Genomic DNA, 20,543 nt, shown 5'->3' with positions numbered 1-20,543 from the left:
CGAATTTCCATCCTTCGGAACGGTCAAAAACTAAGGTAAAATGGGACACCACTATGAAAATTGCAGTTGTCGGAATTGGTTATGTGGGGCTTTCTAACGCGGTTCTGCTAGCACAGAACCATGAGGTTATCACTGTTGATATCGCCGAGGAGCGAGTTGCGATGGTCAATTCTGGCCAGAGCCCTATCGCCGACCCTGAACTGGAAAATTTCCTCGCCACGCGGGATCTGCAGCTCAACGCGACAACCAATGGAGCTGAGGCTTATAGTGGGGCTGATTATGTGGTCGTGGCGACACCGACCAATTATGACGCTCAGACCAACTCCTTTGACACCTCCAGCGTTGAGGCCGTCGTGGCCGGGGTCATGCAGATCAACCCAAAGGCCACGATCGTCATCAAGTCAACCATCCCTGTGGGATATGTGCGCGACCTGAGCGCCCGATTTGGAACGGATCAGGTGATCTTTTCTCCAGAATTTCTACGCGAAGGCCGCGCGCTCTACGACAACCTCCATCCCAGCCGCATAATCGTCGGAGAGCGCTCTGAGCGCGCCAGGGTCTTTGCGGATCTGCTTCTCGAAGGAGCGGAGAAGAAAGATGTCGAAATCCTCTTTACCGATCCAGATGAGGCCGAGGCCATCAAGCTCTTTGCGAATACCTATCTTGCCATGCGGGTGGCGTTTTTCAACGAGCTGGACAGCTATGCCATGGCTGGCGGTATGGAGAGCCGTCAGATCATTGAGGGCATCAGCCTAGATCCCCGCATTGGCGGTCATTACAATAACCCGTCGTTTGGGTATGGCGGCTATTGCTTGCCCAAGGACACCAAGCAGCTGCTGGCAAACTACAACCACGTGCCGCAGAATCTGATCCGCGCTATCGTGGATGCCAACCACACCCGCAAAGATTTCCTCAGCGACCAAATCCTGATGCGCGGGCCAAGGGTTGTCGGCATCCACCGGCTGGTGATGAAGGCAGGGTCAGACAATTTCCGTCAGTCCTCGATCCAGGGGATTATGAAGCGCCTGAAGGCCAAAGGTGTTGAGGTCATCGTCTATGAACCGGTGCTGGAGGAAGATCACTTTTTCCACAGCCGCGTAATCCGTGATCTTGAGGCCTTTAAGGGTGAGGCGGATCTCATCGTGGCGAACCGATTGACGGATGAAATTCGGGATGTTTCAGACAAAGTCTTTAGCCGTGATTTGTTTGGCGAGGATTAGGGAAAGGTCACAGTATTTATAAAATGTATTATATTTGAAATGCTTAATGATGCTTCCAAAGCAGTGGAGTTGGAGGTGTTAGAGAACAAAGCGAAGGACTAACCCTGCCTGAATATGAAACCCGCATTACCCAAGTATTCCGATGTTTTCGCACCTCTGGAAGACACTAATGTGTTATATTTCAGCATGTTAATAGGGTTTAAGGCGGCAGATCATGGATCACCCAACGGATGAGGCCTTGATACTTCGGCATTACACCCTGTCCGATGAAGACATCGATTTTGTTTGCACCCGCCGCCGTCCTGAGAATCAGGTCGGGTTGGCCAATGCGGTTGATGGCTCTTGCGGCTGGGACGGCCTTGAACGGCTGGTCACGCAAGCAACCCAGCTTCAGGTAACGGTAAAAGCAGATGTTCTGGCCCATGTGTCCAAGGGCTTTCATCGGTTCAAACGCTACGCTCGGCGCATGTTGAATGCTCTGGATATGACCTGCGCCAGTCTGGCCCAGCCATTGGTCGCGGCAGCGCAGATCATCGGCGACAAACAGGATATCCCAGTCACATCGCAGCCATTTTTGCTACCATGTTCGAAATGGCGACCACTATTCCGCGCGGCCGATACCGATCAAGAACGGCTGTGGGTTGTCGCCGTCCTGTGCCAGCTGCGCGATGCGTTCCGGTCAGGTGATATCTGGCTCCCCCATTCACGGCGTCACGCCGATATGAAACAAGCTCTTGTCTCTATCGATGCCGCCCGCGCCATGGGGCTTTCAATGCCACTGGAACCAGAGGTCTGGATGGCTGATCGAAAGCGCCGCTTGGAAGATGGGCTGGAACGGCTGGCCAAGGCAGTGCGTTCCAAAACCTTGCCGAGTGGGGTCATTGAAGACGGCGTTTTGCGCGTCGAACGTCTTGAAGCCGATGTGCCGGAAGAGGCCAGTGATCTCGTCCTCGATCTTTACCGCCGTCTGCCAGAGGCGCGGATCACTGATATCCTCACTGAGGTTGAAAACGACACCGGCTTTACCGAATCCTTCACGCATCTGCATACTGGCGCACCGTGCCGGGACAAGATTGGCTTGCTGATGAATGACGCTGGCAAGAAAATCAAAGAGTAATACGCCGACACCGGCGGCTTCACAGATATCGTCTTCGCTGCCACGTCTTTGCTCGGGTATTGTTTCCATCCCCGCATTCGCGACCTAGCCTCCAAACGACTACATGTGTTTGCCCTCCGCGCTGTTCCCAAAGAGCTGAAAGGGTTGACCGGGGACAAGATCTGGGAAGCAAAAATCGTCGAAAACTGGCCAGACGTATTACGCTGTATCGCTACAATGCTGTCAGGTCGGATGCAGCCGAGCCATCTCCTCAAGAAATTGACAGCTCGCCCGTGGCAACACGATTTGGCCATCGCCTTACGGGAAATCGGACGAGTCGAGCGCACATTGTTCATCATCGAATGGCTGTTCGATACCGACATGCAGCGCCGCGCCAACATCGGCTTGAACAAGGGGGAGACTCATCACGCGCTGAAAGGTGCCCTACGCATTGGACGACAGGGCGAAATCAGAGGCCGGTCCACGGAAGGGCAACATTTCCGCATTGCTGGCCTCAATCTGCTGACGGCCATCATCATTTACTGGAATTCCAAATAGCTCGGCATCGCTGTAGCAAAACGGCAAAGGGCGGGGCTCGATTGCGCGCCCGAACTCCTTGCCCACATATCACCGCTTGGATGTGCGCACATCATCCTACCCGGCGAATATCGTTGGCGGAAAATACCACCTCAAATCGCTTAAAGAGGTTTTCTGCACTCACCCCCACTCGGCCCCCATCAGAACTCCGCCCAACGGTCTGTGCTAGACTGTTGGGTGGAGCTGTTTTGCGCTGGTCTGCCTTGGCTGGATCAGAAGTCCAGGCGCAGCCCGTGTTCGACCTTCAGCGTCGCGGTGCTGGGCATCGACAACCGGGTGACAACGGCGCCCGCACCATTGGCAAATCGGCGCTCGCGGTGGAAATCGACGCTCAAGCGATCGGTGTCATCGACGCTCTCATAATCGATCTCAAAGCTGAAGATCAGCCCGGTGGCTGGGTTGAAGAGCTCCTGGCTGAAATTCAGCCCCAGGCCACAGCCCAGCCCGCTGTCATAAGACGACACCTCGCAGATCACCCTTGGGGTCAGCGACATCAGTCTCGATATCGCGCGGGGATTGTCGCCGTCCTGGCTGCCCAGCCCGGCGATTTCGACCTCGGCAAAGAAACGACCACCGTTGTAATCGGGGATATCAATGCTGCCGGTGCTGCTTAGCCCCAGTTGGGTGGCGGTGACATCGGCATCCCCGGCCAGGGCATAGGCCAGATCCAGCCCAACCCGTGGGATGATCAGCAGCTTGTCCCGCTGATGCCGTCCCGACAGGGCCACCCCGGCATAGGCGGCGGCATAGTCATAGCTGCCATCGGCCTGGATGGCGCCGCCGGCATTGGCAAAGCTGAGATCAAAGCGGTGATGACCAAAGCCCCCGGCGGCGTAGTAATCCAGGAACAGGCCATCGCCGAGCTGACGAGCGCCATAGAGGCCGCCATTGACACCAACGCCGTGGATCGCGCCATCGGCCAGCCCGGTCACATTGGTGCGGCTGAGATAGCCGCCCCAGAACCGGCCACGCAGGTCGCTTTCGGACAGGAAACGCTCGCGCTGGCGGGAGAACTGGACCAGCGCCTGGGTGCCGATGTTTTCGGTGCGGGTCAGGCTGAAGCTGCCCGCCAGGATGTCCCGGCTGCCGGTGCCACAATTGTAGACATCATAGCCAAAGGTGCCGTCGCTGCCGCCGGTGTCGCCCTGGGTGTTGATGCTGCCATCGACGTCAAAGCTGGCCAGGGTGCCGCAGCCCAGCCCGGCTTCGCCTGCCTGCAACCGCGCCAGCGCCCCCTTGGCGATGCCGCTGAAATGACGCTGCTGGCTGCCAACGGTGTCTTCCAGGTCGTTTTTCAGGATCTCAGTCAGCGGTGTGCGAATCTGATCGATGAGATCATCCGTCACCACCACCTGTGCCAGGGCAAGGCCAAACCCATCAAAGGCCGTATCAGTCGAGGTCACGGTGACCGTGGGCTGACAGCTGTGGGTGCCTTCGACGATGGTATCATCAATCGCGGTGATGGTGAGGGTCTGGGCACTGGCATAATTGGCGCTGGTAAAGGTCGCTTGGGCTGGCGAGACGCTACACTGGGCATCGCCGGCAAAGCTCAGCACCACATCCTGGGTTGGTTGGCCCAGCAATACAAAACTCATCGCCGCGGTATCGCTGCCGCCCTCGGTGGCGGTGAGGTCGTCATTGGTCACCGCGATGACGGCAAAATCGTCATCCGTCACAGTGGCAGAGCGAGTCAGTTCAGATGCGGTGGTCGAGAGCGCCACTCCGGCGGAAGCACTGGTCACGCTGGTGAGGGTCAAAATGACGGTCTCGTCGCCCTCGATCAGCCCGTCTTCGAGCACCGGCAAATCCACCAGGGCCGATGTTGCACCGGCCGGGATAGTGACACTTCCCGAGGGGGCGGTGTAGTCGGCCCCCGAGGTGGCGGTGCCAGTCAGAGTGTAGCTGATGACACTGTCCAGAGTGGTCGCCACTGTCTGGCTGATGGTGAAATTGGCGCTATCAGTTGCGGCGCCATTGGCTTCGGCACCATTGTCGCTGGCGCTGACAGTGATCACGGCGCTGCAATTGGTCATCGGGATGTTATTGGCGAGCACATCCGGATCACCGGCCTCGATTACGAAGGTATCGTAGAACACCGGGTTGGCCGCGAGAGAGGGGTCCGCCAGCACGCCAGTGGAGCCTACTTGGGTCGAGCCCAGAACCGCTGGGTTGGCGGGCAAGAGCGAGGTCACATCCAGGGTGCCAGAAGACAGGCGCGTGGTGCTGGCAACCCCGGTCGCGGGATAGCTGTAGCTCACACTATAGCTGCCCGGCACCAGGGCGAACCACTGATATTCCCCGGTGGAGCCATCACGCACGATGTTGATGTTGTTGGAAATCCCGACGGAGCTGTTGGAGCCGCTTGGACCGGTGACGGTGATGCCGCCGCCTGACAGAATATTGCCATTGTCTTCGCAGTAAAAATAGCCCTGCGGATCGTAGTCGGCGCTATCGACAATACCGTCACCATCGCGGTCAGCGGTGCTGCTTTCCAGGTTATCGGGGATCCCGTCGCCATCGGCATCGGCGGGCGGTGTTGGATCTGGGGTGCCGGTCAGATCTGCCTCAACACTCAGCACATTGCTGATCTCATTGCCATTGCCGGTGGCGCTGACGGCGCTGTCGACGGGCAGGGTGATGGTCATGGTACCATCGTGATCCGGGGTTACGGTGACGCTGTAGCTGGTGCCGCTGCCCGTCAGGCCAGAGGCGGTGCCGCCATCAATGGTGAAGTCCGCCTCGGCAAGCCCGGTGACGCTGGTGTCGAAGGTCAGGCTGACCACAAAGGCGCTGCTCTGTGCCGTCGTTGGGCCCGTCAGGGTGACGGTGGGACGGCTGGTGTCTTTGGCCGCGGTATTACTGGCGGCAGATCCGGCCTGACCGGCGCTGTCGGTCAGGGTAACCGACAGCGTCAGGATGCCATCGCCAAGCCCCGAGAGATCCAGTCCGGTGATCTGCTCGCTGGCGCTGGCAATGGTGCCGCTGCCGCTGACCGGGCTGCCGCCCCCATCCGAGGAGATGGAATAATCATAAAGCGCTCCAACCTCAGCGCTGGCAAAGGTAAAGCTCGCCGCGGCCTCATTGCCGCTATTGACCGAGTTCTGATCAAAGCTGGCGCTATAGCCAGAGGGCGTATTGAGATCCAACTCCAGGCTGGTGCTGGCCTGATCCACTGGGTTTCCGGCCGCATCCGTGGCATCCGCCGTCAGGCTCAGCGTGCCATCACTCAGGCCGCTGAGATCGACCACCAGGCTCCAGGCATCGCTGCTGACCGTGGTGCTGCCACTGACTGTGGCACTGGCGCTGTCGGTGATGACAAGACTGACGCTGCGCCCATCTACCAGGCCAGCGGCGCCGCCGGAAATGGTCAGGCTGCCAGCCTCGGCAGCGGAGACGATATTATCGCCCGCCAGCGGGGTGTCGAAACTCAGCGCAGGCTGATCTGTGTCCAGGGTCAGGCTGGCGCTGGCCTGTGGTGTTGGCGTGCCCGCCGCATCCGAGACATCCGCTGTCAGGTTGAGGCTGCCATCACTCAGACCGCTGAGATCAATCACCAGGCTCCAGGCATCGCTGCTGACCGTGGCGCTGCCACTGGCCGTGCCACTGGCGCTGTCGGTGACACTGACGCTGACGCTCTGGCCGTCTTCGATCAGGCTGGTTGTGCCCGAGAGGGTGACCGTGGTGGCCTCGGCGGCATTGACGATATCATCGCCACTCAGCGGGCTGTCAAAGCCAAGCGTGGCGACCTTGAGGCTGGCTGTGGCGGTGCCGGAATTGCCCAGCGAGGAGGTGAGGTCGCCAGTGGTATTGACCAGGGTACCGCTGCCACTGGTGGTAACATCGACGATGATAACACAGCTGGCTGCAGCCGAGACACTGCCGCCAGTATAGCTGATGCTGCCCGCGCCAGCGGTGGCCGTCAGGGTGCCTCCGGTGCAGGTGCTGCTGGCATTGGGGGTGCTGGCCACGGTGAGGCCCGCAGGCAGGGTGTCGGTGAAATCCAGCGCTGTGGCGGCAATCAGAGCCGTGCTGTTGTCGATGTTAAAGGTGAGGGTGGTGTTGGCACCCAGGGTCACGCTGCTGTCGTCAAAACTTTTGGCAAAGCTCGGCGCGGGGGCGGCGGTGACAGTTAGCGTATCCGAGGCAGTGCCGGAATTGCCCAAGGAGGAGGTGAGATCGCCGCTGGTATTGGCCAGGGCACCCACTGTGGCGGCGGTGACATCAACGCTGATTTGACAGCTGGCGGCGGCAGTAACGCTACCACCAGTATAGCTGATGCTGCTGCTGCCCGCTGTGGCGGTCAGGGTGCCGCCGGTACAGTTGCTGGCGGCATTGGGGCTGTCGGCCACAACGAGCCCGGCAGGCAGGCTGTCGGTGAAATCCAGCGATGAGGCCTCGATCAAGGCGCTGCTGTTGTCGATGGTAAAGCCTAGGCTGGTGCTGGCGCCCTGGACGATGGTGCTGCTGGCAAACCCCTTGGTAAAACCGGGAGCGGGCGCTGCGGTAACGGTCAGGGTATCTGTGGTGGTGCCGGAATTGCCCAGGCCGGAGGTTAGGTCGCCGGTGGTGTTGACCAGGGAGCCAACCGCGGTGGCGCGCAGATCCAGGGAGATGGTACAGCTGGCGCCGGCGCCAACGGTGCCGCCGGTATATGAAATCACCGATCCACCCGGCACAGCCGTGGCGGTTCCCCCCGTACAGGTGACACTGGCGTTGGGTGTCGGCGCCACCACCAGACCTGCGGGCAGGGTATTGCTGACATCCAGACTGTTGGCCGCCAGGGCAGAGGCGCTATTGTCGATGGTAAAGGTGGCAGTGGTGACCCCACCCTGGGCAATGGTTGCAGGCGACAAGGCCTGGGCAAAGCCCGGTGCTGGCTCCACCGAAAAACTGTCCGTGGCGCCACTGGCGGCAAAGCTGCCGCCGGCAGAGAGGTCGCCGGAGGTACTGCTGTAGCTGCCGGAGGAGGCCGAGCCGGGCAGGGAGACGGTCAGCGCGATGGTGCAGCTGGCACTGGGGGCCAGCTCGCCCCCAGTCAGCGTAATCAGGCCAGTGCCCGAAACGCTGGAGCCGCTGCCACACAGATCGCTGCCAGTGCCTGCGCTGACCACAAGGCCGCTCAGCACCGCATCCAGATCATCGCTAAAGCGCAGCGCGGTGAGGCTGGCGCTGGGGTCGGTATTGGTGATCACATAGGTCAGCGTGGTGCTGCCGCCTGCCGCCAGGGCCGGATCGGTAAAGCTCTTGCTGAAGCTGGGCAGGGAGGTGCTGGAGACCGTGAGATTGGCCGGTATTGCAGAGCCACCAACGGCCAGGCCAGAGCTCTGACCGCTGGGCGTGCCGGGGGTGCCGGCATAGGTCGCAGCACTGGCGCCACCTGGAACCAGTTGGGTGACATCAAAACTACAGCTGGCTCCCGCCGCCAGAGTGCCACCGCTAAAGCTGAGGGTCGAGCTGCCGCTGAGGGCAGAGCCTGTGCCGCAGATATCCGACAGAGCGCCGGCACTGGAGGTCAAGCCAGAGAGTTGCGCATCCAGATCATCGCTAAAGATAATACTGTCGATGGCATGGGTGCTGCTCAGATTGGTGAGGGTATATTCTGCGGTGACCGTATCACCGGGGGCGGTTGGGGTGCTGGCATAGGATTTGACCAGCGAGAGCGCCGCGCCTTGCACTGTCAGCGTGTCGTTCATGGTCGGCAGGGTCACGGAGGTGCCGTTCAGCGAGCCGGTGACATTGGAACTGATCAAGGCATAAGCCCCATCCGAGGCCCCGGCGGGCACCAGCAGATCAACGGAAAAGACGCAGCTGCCATTGGCCGGGACTTCGATCCCCGAAAAAATGCCAAAGGTCGTACCGCTGGCGCTGCTGCTGCCGCCACAGAACCCTCCGGCGGGCAGCGAGGCCGGAACAATGGCCAGCGAGGACAGGGCAGAGGAGTAGGACTCGGTGAAAAACACCGAAGTATAGCCCAGGGTCGGATCCGGATTGGTCAGCGTATAGGTCAGGGTGATGGTTTCACCAGGCAGGGCGGCGCTGGGAGCAAGGCTCTTGGAGACTTCCAGAGGCGCGCCTTCCAGCACCTGCAGGTCATCGCTGCTGAGCGGCACCACCAGAGCCTCGCCGCCGGCCATGCCGGTCAAGGTGCTGCTGGTGCTGGCATAGGTGCCATTGCTGCTGCCGCCGGGGATCGACACGGCGGTCACCACGGTGCAGCTGTCTCCGGGGGCCAGGGAGCCGCCACTGTAGCTCAGCAGGGTATCGCCGGCAGACAAGGCGGCACTGCCGCCACAGCTGTTGCTGGTGATGCCAAAGGTGGCCCCGGACAGGAAGGTGCTCAGGTCATTGCTGAAGGTCAGACCGGTGGCGGTGGAGGGGGATTCCGCCGCGCTGGTGATGGTAAAGGTCAAGGTTGCGGTATCTCCCGCTCCCACACGGTCTTCGCTGAAGACCTGGGTAAAGGTGAGATTGGCGCCACCCGCCACCTGCAGAGTATCGCTGGCGCCCAGGGTGATAACCGATCCGCCATTGACGGTGGAGATCACATCGCCACTGGTGGAGCTGTAGCTCCCTGGGGTGGCTGTGGTCTCAACGTCGAGCAGCAGATCGAAGACGCAGCTGCTGCCAGCCGCGATTACGCCGCCTGACAGGTTGAAAGCAAAACTATCGGCTGAGGGAACGCTCTGGAAAAAGTTGCTGCCGACCCCGCAAGAGCCGGTCGAGGGCAGGGTGTCGATGGTCACATCAGCGGCACCGGTGATATCGCTGATGACGTCGCTGAAGGCGATGTCACTGAGGGCAAAGCTGGCATTGGGGTTGCTCACCGTATAGCGCAGGGTCGCGTTCGTGCCGGGGGTCGTCGGATTGTTGATGAAGGACTTGCTCAGCACCGCGCCCTGGCCACCATCGCCCAGCACCCGCAGATTCGCCTGGGCCGCAGTGCCGCTATAGGGGCTGCCGCCGATATCGGCGCTCAGGGTGCTGGTGGTATTGGTGTAATCCCCGGTGGCTGCCCCGGCGGGCGTCAGCAGGGTGACATCAAAGTTGCAGCTGTCCCCGGCGGCCAGCGTCGCGCCAGAAATTGTCAGGCTGCTGGAACCACTGATCGTGGAGCCCGCGCCACAAAAGCCACTGGCGGGCAGGCTGGTGGCCGTCAGCCCCGACAGCATGGCATCCAGATCATCCGTGAAGGTGATATTGGTGGCCGCGTCATCGCGGTTGGTGTTTTGCAGGGTAAAGCTGAGGGTCACATTCTGCGACAGGCCCACCTGGGTCACTGAGAATCTTTTGGAGAAATTGATCGGGTTGGAGGCTGCGGCCTCGACCACCAGAGTGCCAGTGCCGATGACCTGGCTGTTGGAGAAGTTGGAGAAGGTCGAAAACAGAGTGCTGCTGGTAACCTGGTCGCCCAGGCTCAGGGCCTCGACATCGACAGTGATCGTACAGCTGGCCCCGGCTGCGAGACTGACACTATCGACATCGACATTATTGCCACCAGAGGTGACCTGAATGCTGCCGCCGCAATTGTTGACAACAGAGGCCGGGGTGGTCAGCGCCAGCCCGCTTGGCAGTGTTTCGTCAAAACTGGACGAAAAGATATCGAGCGCGCCGGCACTGTTGTCGATGGTATAGGTGAGGGTGCTGATATCCCCAGGATTGACGGTGCTGGGCGCAAAACTATGGGAAAACACAGGGGTTGGCAGGGTGACGGTCAGATCATCCGTGGCGGTGCCGCTATTGCCCAACGAGGAGGTCAGATCCCCGGTGACCAGCGTATGCGTGGCCACCGTGCTGGAGGTCACCGGCAGGGTCATAACACAGCTTTGGCTGGCGCCCAGACGTCCCTCACTCAGGCTCAGGCTGCTGCTGCCCGAGACTGCCGTGAACGTGCCGTTACAGGTGTTGGACTGGCTGCCGCCAGTCACGGTCACACCGGCGGGCAGGGCGGCGCTGACGGTCAGATCGCTGGCGGGAAGACCCGAGATCTCGGTGATGGTCAGGGTCAGGGTGCTATTGTTGCCGCTGGTGATCGAATCGGGTGAAAACACCGCCGAAAAGCTGGGGGCGGACTGCGCCTGAACCAGGCCGGGCAGCAACAGGAAACTGGCAAGGAGCAGATGTGAAACACGGCGCAGCAGATCGGTCATGGGCTATCCCGGAAATATGAGAGGTCTTCAAAATGCGAACAAACCCATGCGCGGCAGCTTACAGGCTCGCGGTAGCGTAGAGCTTTGATGCGCCGCGCAGCAATGACACATTTTTAAAAGATAAAGATTTTCGACAACTGTCGCAGATTGGCCAGTTTCCGCTGATGGCCGCCCCGGCAACCGCTGGGGTTGCGTGATATACGCACGGAATACACATAAAGAAACACACAGGGTGCCGCCTCAGAGCGATCTTCAGACAGCCACCCAAGAGCGGAAAAAATGCCGCAACCCTGCTCTTTGACGGTTTTTTTGACCCGGGGGGTTTAGATCCGGCTTTTTGATGTGATTCCCTTGGTCCCCTGCAGGTTTTGCTGCCTCACTGCGCCGACTGGCGGCGAATATGATAGAGCTGTCCCGGCACCAGAGGCCCCTGCAGATGGGTCTCTTCCCCATCGGGCCAACGGATGCGCAGCCCCTGGGCGGCGCCGCTCTGGCCGAGACCAAAATGGACGCGCGCCGCATCAAAGCTCATGAAACCGCCGCCCAGCTGGATCTCGCGGGTCTGGGTGGCGCCCATTGCGGATCCAGGCGCCATTTCCAGGGTGACACGGGCGCCAATGGCGGCGCGGTTGCCACGGTGATCTTCCAGCTGCACCACCAGCCCGGGCTGCTGGCCATTGTTGCGCCACAGGGTCAGCGGGCCATTGACCGGATGCGCCAGCAAATCGAGATCGCCATCGCCATCCATATCAAACTGGGTGGCAGCGGCGGTCATCAGGTAATCCTCCAGCCCCATCTCGGCCGAGGCCTCGCGGAAGCTGCCGTCGCCCGTGTTGTGAAAGAACAGATTGGAAGGTGAGACCTCATTGGGGACCCAGGTGCCATTGACAATATAGAGATCCTGCCAGCCGTCCTGGTCAAAATCCGCCACCTTGGTGTCCCAGCTCCAGCCGCCCACCTCCAGCCCATGGGCCGCCGCCGTATCCGCATAGGCCGTGCCCTGCCAGTCCAGCAGCACATTGGCCCGCAGGATCTGCGGATGGCTGAGAGCGATTTCTTCCGCCAGGGGCTGGCGGCTGGGCTTGAAATGCAGATCACAATAGGCCCGCGGCACCACCTGCGGCGCCGGGATCAGCGTACAGAGGCTGGCGTCGCGCTTTTGAATGGCCAGATCCTTGATCAGCATCGCCTTGCACACGTCGCGGTTGCGCTCGGCCAGGGTCTGGCAGCGCCCGGCATAAGAGGGATCAAAACGGTTGCCGGATTTATACCACTCCTTGATCGCCATGTTCTGCTGGCAGGTGGCCCGGGCCTGAGCGTCCTGAATGGCATCGCAATAGAGCGCCAGCGGCTGCATCTTCAACCGCTCGGAGACCCCGGAGGAGCGACCGGCGATCTGTGCCAGATAGATCTCGGGGCGGGTGTCATTGAATAGATCCGCCACCTTGACCGCCATGGTGGTGGTGGTGGTGTGGGGGATCAGCCCCTCGGGCTGGGTCACCATCTGCAAACCGCCCTGGCCATCGCCGCGATAAAAGTAATCGGGGATGTCAAAATCATTGCCGACAATCAGATCCTGGGCGCCGTCGCCGTCAAAATCGCTGAACAACAGCGACAGGGTCTCGCCGGGAATACCGGGCAACTCGTGAAAGCTCTGGCCGCTCAGGGCGCCATCGGGGTTAAACACCACCCGGTTGCGCGACTCCTCGCCCGGAATGCGCCGGTACCAGCCCGCCGCCCAGTTGCCGAGCCCCAGGTCCAGATAGCCATCGCCGTCCAGATCAGCAAAGCTCAGCGCCATGGAGAGCGGTGTCTCGGCCTGGTTTTGCACCGGGCTGAGCGGCGTGGCGCCAAAGGCACCGCCATGGTTGCGCCACCAGAAATTGCCCTTGAGGTAGCTGGCCAGGAACAGATCCAGCCAGCCGTCATTGTCGATATCCACCAGCACCGCATTAAACACCTGCAGGTCCGCCAGCGGTCCAAGATCCAGATCCACCCGGGAAAACTGCCCCTGGCCATCGTTGCTATACAGATAAAGCCCCGCCTCGGTGGAGGCCACCGCCAGGTCGATGTCGCCATCGCCGTCGATATCGCCCGAAGACAGGCTGCGCCCCTCCCAGAAGGGCGGCCACATATCGCGCATGGAGAATTCCAGCGGTTTATCAATGCCAAATTCACGGGCCTCGGCGCGGGTGAACAGGGTTTCGGCGGCGGCTGAGCGCGGTGCAAAGGGCGTGGTGGTGATCTGGATCGCACTGGCATCTGCACTGGTATCCGCACTGGTCACCTGCAGCAGCGGATCCGCATCCAGGGTTGCCGCCTGGGCGGCGCTCCAGAACAGGCCGTCTGACAGGCCGGCAGACGGGTTGGCTGTGGCGGCGGGCTGAACCGCCTGTGGCGCCGCGCTTTGCAACAGCATCTCCAGGGCGCGCTGGCTTTGCCAATTGTGATAGCTCTGCGCCCCGAGGCCGGCCAGAATGCCAAGGCTGGCAATTGCCGCTCCCAGCAGGGCAGCGATGCGCAGCCCCAGCATCTGATTGATAATAAAGAAGGAATAGATCGAAAAACTGCCCAGGGTCATCAGTAGTGCCATGACATAGCCCTGCGCCAGCCCGCTGGCGATCAACACCCCGCACATCACCACGTCAAAGCCAATCGGCACCGGCATGAACAGCCCCACCAGGGCGACCAGCAGCAGGATACCGAGGCCAAAGGGCAAGGTGGTAATCATCTCGGAGGGCAGCAATGTGCCCACCAGCGCGCCCAGAAACCCCGCCGCCAGCATCAGCGGCACTGTCATCCGCACGATATACCACAGATTGCCCAGATAGGCCTTGATCACCTCCCCGAGGGCGCGGATCAGCCCCTCGCGGTGGGGGGCGCCCGCCTCCAGATTACCAGCCTCCAGATCACCTGCGGCCAGTTCGGCGGCGCTCCAGCTTGGCGGCACGGAGGCGGTGGCGGCAGAGACCTCTGCCTGCTGCGGAACTGGCAGCAGGCGGCAGAGCAGTGGCACCACCGCGAGGATCACCACCAGCGACAGGGCCACCTTGATCACCACCATATAAAACGGCACCAGCGCCAGCAGCATGGTCAGCACCACAAAGTTCAAAGTGGGGGAGGCCACCATGGCCGACAGCGCCGTCTCGGCCCGCATCCCCGAGGCATAAAGCCCGCGGCCAATGGGGGCGGCGCAATTGGCGCAGACCCCCAGCGGCGCGCCCAGAAACAGCCCCAGCACGGAATTGGCAAAGCCGCTCGCGAGGCTGCGGCGGCGCAGATAACCCAGCGTGGTCATAAAGGCGGCCGCAAAGAGGATGCCAAATGTCATCCCCTTCTTATTGGTATTGATCCAGTTCAGGGTGGAATAAAACACCCTCTCCGGGATGCTCATGGCCTCGGTTAGCGGGTATTTTGCCTCAAAGCTCAAGGGATCCTCAAGTTGGATCGCCCCCGACATCATCAGCTTTTCATTCAGCGCCGGATAGCGTGAGCCGGTCCAGAACAGATAGGCCAGCGTGCCCAAAATCAGCAGGGACAGGACCAGAGGTTTGTGAGAGGTCAGAGCGCGTATCAGTAACATGGTATCCTGGCCGTATTCCGCATTTTTGGGTATCTATTTGAACCGAGTGTCGAACAGGGGGCGGCCGGTTCCCAATTGTTGAACCATATGCGTTGTTAGACACATATCAGGATCCCGCACCGCCCGGAACCAGACCTGCCGCGGATGGTACCAAGACAGTTTTTGCACATGCAAGCCGCTCTGCTGGCAGGCCTCTGTGATGGCATCTTCCTCAAACAGGGTGCACTCTGGATAAAGCCATCCGGAATAGGCGCTCCCCTTGGTCTTATTGGCGGCCCCGGCACAGTCGGCCAGAATGGCCGTGAACAAGAACTGGCCCTGCTGCGACAGGCAGCGTGAAGCCGCTGCCAAGGAGCTTTGCAACAAGTCGAGGCCGACATGGGAATATATCGACTGGGCCACGATGAAATCGCTGCTGTGATCGGCGACACCAGCCAGACTCAAATCGCTTTCGTCAAAAAACCGCGGGGCTTTGATGTCCAGAACATCCTGGCCGATCTCCTGTGCGACCGCTGTCTGCCACAGCCATGAATTGGGCTCGATCCCAGTGTAGCGCCCAGGCATCAGATATTGCAGTAAAAGCCGCCCTGCCCTGAGAGATCCGCAGCCGATATCCACCAGATGATGGTCTTCGCGCAGCCCCAGAGAGGTGACTAGGCGGAACTGGGTGGCCCCCATGAAATCATATTGCTGAGGCGGGCCGACATAGGCTCGGTAATTCTCGCCGCCCGGGGCCATTTTCCGTGTGGCCAGGATGTCTTCTTCCAGAGTTGTTTCAGACCCTGTTGCCGAGAGACCGGATGCAGGCAGGCCGGGGGGGGTATTGGAGGGCATGGTTTAATGATCTTCATCTAGAGGCGGATCTGCGCGCAGACAGACCAAAAGGCACGATAGCGGTGCACTTTCAGTCTGTCGCAGCCATATCAGGCGGGTTTACAGAGCCAGAGGCTTATTCGGCCTTGGCCAGCTGCATTTCGAGATCCTTCACCCGGGTATTGAGTTGCTCGATGTAGATATGAGCATGCTCAAGCTCGTTCAGCATGGCCAGGAGTTTGTTGGTTACCCGTAGCGGCTCATCCGGGCGGGTTGCTCCGACCGCTGGCAGATGCTTGTTGGCCCACATACTGGCGGCATGGTCTTCGATCGAAGCAACAGTATAGACCTCGGGGTCGAACACGCGGTCACAGGGCGTGACCCCGGTACAGCTGCCTGCGGTGCTGGTCACCAGGCCGCCGGAAATCCGCAAATCCCCGTTGCTTTCCAGGCGGAATTCTTCGCCGGCGTTGGCCCCGTTGGTAATCCGGAAGCTATTGTCCGTCTGGTGTTGCACGTTCCAGGTGAAATTGCTGCCGGTTTCGGTCAGGCTCATGAAGACTGTGCCGTTGTTTTGCAGCTTCAGAAGCTGTCTGGCAGCCGCGGCCGCAGCGGTCTCCTCAACCAAGATCATAGCACTGCCATCAGACCGGCGCACATGCAGGGGCGCCGATCCAGCGCCACCGTCCCCCTGTTCCACAAGCAGCGAGCCGCGGGTGATATGCAGCCCTGCATCCGGGCTGGTGGTGCCCAGGCCAATATCGCCATCGGTATCGACATAGATCGAGTTGTTCGGTGCCGTGGGGCGGATCTTGAAGGGGATCAGGCTGCCATTGGTGGCGTCGCGTACAAAGAAGTTGGTCTCGTTGCCGGCCACATCCCAGGTCTGGGGGGTAAAGCCAGAGGAGCCGTCTTGCTCCAGGCGCATGGTTGGGGAATCCCCATCCACCACATGCAGCTCGACCACTGGAGTGCTGGTCCCCAGGCCGATGCGGCCGCCGTCATCCGTATAGAGCGAATGCGAAGGCGCCGAGGCTTCGATGGTAAAGGGGGTGCGGCCGCCATCAATATCCTCGACCGAGAACCTGTCCTGCCCGCCGTTTGTGCTGTCATTGAAGACCAGCTGCCAGTCACGGGTTGGGAAACTGCCGGAATTTGAGGTATCCATGGCGCGGATCCGCAGGTTGTTTTCTTTTAGGCGGATGGTGTCAAAGCCAAAGCTTTCGCCATTGACGCAATCCTGGCCGACACAGATGCTGTTTTGCACGATCAGGTCGTCAGAGATGACCTGATCTGCCTGGGCGACACCGGCCATCAGACCCAGGGTGCTAACGCCTGCAATCAGGCTGCGCTGGAACATATAAGTCATAAAAATCCTTTCTTCGGTGCGAAGCAGCCCCTGCTGTGTCGCGGTTATTCTGCGTAAGGGTCAGTCTTCGCGGATCTCTTCGGGGGTAATGATTACCCCGCGCGACACCACAAAAGACCCATTCATGTAAAACCCCTTACCCCTGGTGGTGGCGGTCTCACCGCGGCCATTGTCGATGGGATTGACGATTTCAACTTGCTCGTCCGTGGCAGCCTTGAGCTCATAGCGGTAGGTGCCGTCCTGAACCTGGTCGCGGGACAGCTCAAACACCGGGGTACCGGTGGCGGCAAAGACTTCGGTTACCTTGCCATTGGGGGCGGCCACAATCAGGGTAGCATTGCTCAGACCGGTCCAGTTTTCGAACCAAACGGCATTGGAATTATACTGCTGGACCGGATCCACCGTCAGCGCCGCTGCGGCACTGGCCAGGGCGAGACCAAGCCCCAGGCTCAGAATTCTGCCCGCCTGACGGGCGCGACACGTGATCGTTTTCATCATTGGTTGCCTCATTGCCCTAGGGCAGTTTTGTGGAACAAAAACAGCTAGATATGATCGGAACAAACAAAGGCACCATCTCTGACACCCTCTACACATTTGCGTTAGAATAGGGGTAAATGCGAAGAATCTTAAGCTTTTTTTGAGTCCCGCGGTTGTTTTTACCTCTCTTGCATCTGTGCTGTGGTCGTTACGCCCCCCCCCTGCGGTTTTGGCGCCAAAGAAGCCTCTTTGGCGGTGCTATCCCGGTTACAGAACGCCAGCGCGGCTGAAGACGCCAAAGAAGTTGCCGATGATATTGGAGATGGTGAGCGCATCATTGAGCGGCGATTCCGTTGCCATCACCAGATCTCCGGGATTGATCTGGAACTGGCGGGCGGAAAACAGCCCATCCGCCGAGGTCAGATCCAGGGTAAAGACCACCCGCGTATGGCGCGGCCCCCGCACTCCGGGTGCTATAGCAGAGGGGGGATATTCGCGCAGGATCAACAGACCCTGAGGATCGGCGCGGCTGTCCTGAAACCCGCCGGCCACCGACATGGCATCCATCGCCGACATTTCATCTTTGCTGAAGATATGCAGATCTTCCTCGCCGGTGGCGCCAAAGGAGAGGAAGTAGCGCTCATCCTCTTCGACAAAGACCCGATCCCCCCCGCGCAGCAGGCTGTCCTTGTTTGGATCATTCAGCAGCGCATCCACCGAGGTGCCATAGATGCTGCGGCCGCGCACCAGGCGAATTTGTGGATTGTTGAGATTGGCGCTGATGCCACCGCCCATGGAGATCAGCCCCATCACCGAAAAGTTGCGATTGGGCATCGGATAGGTGCCGGGGCTGGCAACGCCCGAGACCAGATCCACCGAGTTGTTGCGCCCCTCGGCCATGTCCAGTTGCAGCTGTGCCGAGGGCACGATGGCTTCCAGCTCCACCTGCAATTGCTCGCGGGCCAGATCCGGCGTTAGCCCCAGCACATTCACATTGCCGACATAGGGCATGAAGACGCTGCCATTTGCGGCAACGCGTACATCCTGCAACTGCACGTCCCTTTGTTCCGGTGAGGTCAGCAGGGAATTGTCACTGCTGTCCCAGATCCGCAGCGTGAGTGTGTCACCCGGCTGGATGATCTGGGTCTTGGCACCATTGCTGGCCCCGATCCAATTGAGCCGCTCCTGCTTGCCGGTGGACGGCCACTGCGCCGCCGTTGGCAAAAAGGCCCGGTTGACCGCGTAGAGAGCAAAATCCGCATCCACATCTGAGGATTGTTTGATGATCTCTTCACTGGCGGGGGCGCCACCGGGCAAACGCCCGCAGGCAACTGGCAACAAAAGCAGGCTGACAGCAGCGAACAGAAGAATCGGAAGGCGCATAGAAGCTCTTTTCAGGAATGGTCTTGATTTTTGCTGCCCGCAAGATACTGGGCTTAGACGGCGCGTCAACTGAACTGCGCATCTGATACAAACAGAGGCGGCATATGGGTTTTCCGGTCACAGTCGTTCTAGGGGCCTCGGGGCGGATCGGCAGGGTGCTACGCCACTGCTGGCCCGAGATCGTATCCCAGTCCGGCCCCCTGGCCGCCCCCCTGGCGGGGGTTGAAATCCGCTGGCAAAGCCGTAACCCGTTACTGCAGCGACCAGAGGTGGCAGCGCCTGCACTGCTGGACCCTCTAAAGGATCCGGCAGGGCTGGTGCAGCTACTTGCTGGAGCCGAGGCGGTGCTCTGCCTGGCGGGCAGTATTCCGGGGCGGGGCATGGATCTGGCGGATAACACCCGCCTGGCCTGCGCGGCAGTGCAGGCAGCGGCGCGCGCCGCCGAAATATCAGGGGCGCCGACGGCGCGGGTGCTGCTCAGCTCGTCGGCGGCGGTTTATGGCAACCAGCCAGGGTTGCTCAGCGAAGACAGTCCACTCAGCCCCGCCAATGCCTATGGCGCCGCCAAGGCGGAAATGGAGCAGCAGGCGCTGGCGCTGGGGCAGCAACTGGGGGTGCCGGTCACGGCGCTGCGCATCGGCAATATCGCTGGGCTGGATGCTATCCTGGGCGGCTGGCAGCCGGGGTTTACCCTGGATCAATTTGCCGATGGCCGCAGCCCGCAACGCAGCTACATCGGCAGTGTGACCTTGGCCCGGGTCCTGGCGGCGCTGGTCCGCCAATCCGACCTGCCGCCGCTGCTTAATCTGGCGCAGTCGGGTGCCATCGAGATGGCAGCACTGCTGCGCGCGGCGGAGCTGGAGTTTGCCTGGCGCCCGGCCCCTGCCAGCGCCATTTCCGAAGTCGAGCTCGATGTGAGCCGCCTGCGTCAGGTCCTGTCGGAAGCCGGGGACGCTCGCCTGCAGACAGCGCTGTCGCCCCCTGCGGATGCGGCCTATATGGTGACCGAATGGGCGGCCGTGCAGCCCTCGTCCCGCCACGGGAAAGAGGCGGAGAAAAACCCTGTTCAAACCTTGCAAAAGCTTTTGCAAACAAAGGATTTTTATCGCTCATGACTTGGCGCAAACGTCTTTTTGACCTTTTCTTTGTCAGCCTTTTGATTGTGATCCTGGGGCCAATCTTGCTGCTGATCTTGCTGCTGCTCCTGTGGAAAGAGGGGCGGCCAATATTTTACCTGTCAGAGCGGATGACCACTCCAACCCGCGGGTTTCAGCTGTGGAAACTGCGCACCATGACCCAGGTGGGTGAAGACTCCGGGGTTTCAGGCGGCGATAAGGCCGCGCGGATCACCAAGACTGGCGCCTGGCTGCGCGCCAAACGGCTGGATGAGCTGCCGCAGCTGTGGAATATCCTGAAAGGGGATCTCTCCTTTGTTGGCCCCCGCCCACCGCTGCGCCAATATGTCGAAGCCCACCCCGAAATCTACGCCGAGGTATTGAAATCACGTCCTGGCGTGACCGGGCTTGCCTCGATCACCTATCACAAGCATGAGACCGCCCTGCTGAAGCGCTGCCAGAGTGCCGAAGAGACCGATGCGGTCTACTCTCGCATCTGCGTGCCAGCCAAGGCGCGCCTGGATCTGATGTATCAGCGCCACCAGAGTGTCTGTTATGATCTGGATCTGGTGTTCCAGACCATCGGCGGATTGTTTCGGCGCGGCTGAAGCGCTGTCAGAAGGGGCAAAATCCGTGTGACCCCGCAATTCCATGACAGCCTCTCGGCGCTTTATGGCCGACATGGCCAACAGGGGGGGCTGGAGTGGCCTAGGGCAGGCCTGTTGGCTTTGCCTCTCCTGCGG

The 20,543-nt window shown here is 60.6% G+C and carries 9 protein-coding genes and 1 pseudogene; 4 read left to right on the top strand and 6 right to left on the bottom strand.

Annotated features, from left to right (window positions below; genetic code table 11):
- Positions 1 to 53: 53 nt before the first annotated feature.
- Positions 54 to 1,220, top strand: coding sequence for a nucleotide sugar dehydrogenase (locus tag N1037_21790; GenBank protein UWS81763.1), 1,167 nt, complete (start codon positions 54 to 56; stop codon positions 1,218 to 1,220).
- Between the two features lie 214 nt (positions 1,221 to 1,434).
- Positions 1,435 to 3,018, top strand: a pseudogene (locus N1037_21785) (Tn3 family transposase).
- Between the two features lie 107 nt (positions 3,019 to 3,125).
- Here the strand turns inward: N1037_21785 and N1037_21780 are convergent.
- The 6 genes from N1037_21780 to N1037_21755 all read right to left on the bottom strand — a co-directional run bounded on the left by N1037_21780 (position 3,126) and on the right by N1037_21755 (position 18,685).
- Complete coding sequence (locus tag N1037_21780; GenBank protein UWS81762.1) at positions 3,126 to 11,060, bottom strand: Ig-like domain-containing protein; 7,935 nt, start codon at positions 11,058 to 11,060, stop codon at positions 3,126 to 3,128.
- A gap of 376 nt (positions 11,061 to 11,436) precedes the next feature.
- Entirely contained in the window at positions 11,437 to 14,643 is a 3,207-nt protein-coding gene (locus tag N1037_21775; GenBank protein ID UWS81761.1) for an FG-GAP-like repeat-containing protein, read from the bottom strand.
- A gap of 33 nt (positions 14,644 to 14,676) precedes the next feature.
- Positions 14,677 to 15,477: a methyltransferase domain-containing protein gene (locus tag N1037_21770; protein UWS81760.1), complete on the bottom strand. Its 801-nt coding sequence runs from the start codon at positions 15,475 to 15,477 to the stop codon at positions 14,677 to 14,679.
- Positions 15,478 to 15,592: 115 nt separating this feature from the next.
- Positions 15,593 to 16,825 carry a hypothetical protein gene (locus tag N1037_21765; protein UWS81759.1) on the bottom strand — a complete coding sequence of 411 codons (1,233 nt, stop codon included), beginning with the start codon at positions 16,823 to 16,825 and terminating at the stop codon, positions 15,593 to 15,595.
- A gap of 60 nt (positions 16,826 to 16,885) precedes the next feature.
- Complete coding sequence (locus N1037_21760; protein ID UWS81758.1) at positions 16,886 to 17,320, bottom strand: hypothetical protein; 435 nt, start codon at positions 17,318 to 17,320, stop codon at positions 16,886 to 16,888.
- A gap of 249 nt (positions 17,321 to 17,569) precedes the next feature.
- The gene (locus N1037_21755; GenBank protein ID UWS81757.1) at positions 17,570 to 18,685 is read right to left on the bottom strand and encodes a polysaccharide biosynthesis/export family protein; all 1,116 of its coding nucleotides are present in this window, start codon (positions 18,683 to 18,685) and stop codon (positions 17,570 to 17,572) included.
- A gap of 104 nt (positions 18,686 to 18,789) precedes the next feature.
- Between N1037_21755 and N1037_21750 the strand changes: the two genes are divergently transcribed.
- Positions 18,790 to 19,800: an NAD-dependent epimerase/dehydratase family protein gene (locus N1037_21750; GenBank protein ID UWS81756.1), complete on the top strand. Its 1,011-nt coding sequence runs from the start codon at positions 18,790 to 18,792 to the stop codon at positions 19,798 to 19,800.
- Positions 19,797 to 20,408: a sugar transferase gene (locus N1037_21745; protein UWS81755.1), complete on the top strand. Its 612-nt coding sequence runs from the start codon at positions 19,797 to 19,799 to the stop codon at positions 20,406 to 20,408. The genes N1037_21750 and N1037_21745 overlap by 4 nt, the downstream gene beginning before the upstream one ends.
- The last annotated feature ends 135 nt before the right edge of the window (positions 20,409 to 20,543 follow it).

The organism is Phaeobacter sp. G2, from assembly GCA_025163595.1.
Classification (GTDB): Bacteria; Pseudomonadota; Alphaproteobacteria; order Rhodobacterales; family Rhodobacteraceae; genus Pseudophaeobacter.
This window is presented reverse-complemented; position numbering and strand designations above follow the sequence as displayed.

What these genes read in the sequence shown, in the direction of transcription:
- N1037_21780 (UWS81762.1), bottom strand. Translation starts at nt 11,060, where the DNA reads ATGACCGATCTGCTGCGCCGTGTTTCACATCTGCTCCTTGCCAGTTTC.
- N1037_21765 (UWS81759.1), bottom strand. Translation starts at nt 16,825, where the DNA reads ATGACTTATATGTTCCAGCGCAGCCTGATTGCAGGCGTTAGCACCCTG.
- N1037_21750 (UWS81756.1), top strand. Translation starts at nt 18,790, where the DNA reads ATGGGTTTTCCGGTCACAGTCGTTCTAGGGGCCTCGGGGCGGATCGGC.
- N1037_21790 (UWS81763.1), top strand. Translation starts at nt 54, where the DNA reads ATGAAAATTGCAGTTGTCGGAATTGGTTATGTGGGGCTTTCTAACGCG.
- N1037_21775 (UWS81761.1), bottom strand. Translation starts at nt 14,643, where the DNA reads ATGTTACTGATACGCGCTCTGACCTCTCACAAACCTCTGGTCCTGTCC.
- N1037_21745 (UWS81755.1), top strand. Translation starts at nt 19,797, where the DNA reads ATGACTTGGCGCAAACGTCTTTTTGACCTTTTCTTTGTCAGCCTTTTG.
- N1037_21755 (UWS81757.1), bottom strand. Translation starts at nt 18,685, where the DNA reads ATGCGCCTTCCGATTCTTCTGTTCGCTGCTGTCAGCCTGCTTTTGTTG.
- N1037_21760 (UWS81758.1), bottom strand. Translation starts at nt 17,320, where the DNA reads ATGAAAACGATCACGTGTCGCGCCCGTCAGGCGGGCAGAATTCTGAGC.
- N1037_21770 (UWS81760.1), bottom strand. Translation starts at nt 15,477, where the DNA reads ATGCCCTCCAATACCCCCCCCGGCCTGCCTGCATCCGGTCTCTCGGCA.